This is a genomic window from Vibrio sp. 1249-1 (genome assembly GCF_033340495.1).
Window position 1 is genome coordinate 1 of sequence record NZ_JAWOWJ010000341.1, and the last position, 829, is coordinate 829.

Annotated in this window: 1 protein-coding gene; it reads right to left on the reverse strand. The window is 49.5% G+C overall.

Going from position 1 to position 829, the window contains the following annotated elements; genetic code table 11:
* Positions 1 to 829, reverse strand: an 829-nt coding sequence (locus R7Z50_RS26250) for an FHIPEP family type III secretion protein (RefSeq protein ID WP_318149578.1), incomplete at both ends; no start/stop codon positions are given.

An 829-nucleotide genomic window follows, 5' to 3' on the forward strand; every position in this document is an offset into this window, starting at 1 on the left:
TTCTAATAAATTCTCTACTTCTTCATGACCAATCAACTGCGATGCGTTGTTGGTTAATAACTGACTTAGATGCGTTGCCAATACCGTCGATGAATCCACCACGGTATAACCGAGAGCCTGAGCGTGCTCGCGCTGCTCTTCACGAATCCACACGGCTTCTAGGCCGAATGCCGGGTCCATAGTCGGTTCGCCATCAATCATGCCGTAAACCTGACCAGGGTTAATCGCCAATTCTTGGTCTGGGCGAATTTCCGCTTCACCCACCGCAACGCCCATCAGGGTAATTCTGTAGCTGTTTGGCGTCAGCTCAAGGTTGTCGCGAATGTGTACAGCTGGGATCAAGAAACCAAAATCTTGTGAGAGCTTTTTACGAACGCCTTTCACGCGCTCTAATAACTCTCCGCCTTGGTCACGATCCACCAGCGGGATTAATCGATACCCCACTTCTAAACCAATAATATCAACAGGTTGAACGTCATCCCACGACAACTCACGTTGAGAAATCGGCTCGCTGCCATCTTCTGCTTTCGCAGGTAATGCTGGTTCTTTTGCTTTTTGCTTCTGACGCTTGTCAATTAAGTAAGCACCCGCGCCAGCAGCGACGGCCAACGTTAAGAAAGCAAAATGCGGCATACCCGGTACGATACCCATCACGCCCAAAATTGCCGCCGTGATCATCAACGCTTTCGGATTGTCGAACATTTGGAAAACCAACTGCTCGCCCATGTCTTCATCGGTGTTTTGGCGCGTCACCATCATTGCCGCTGCAATCGACAGCAATAACGATGGAATTTGAGCAACCAGACCATCACCAATCGTTAGCAAGGTA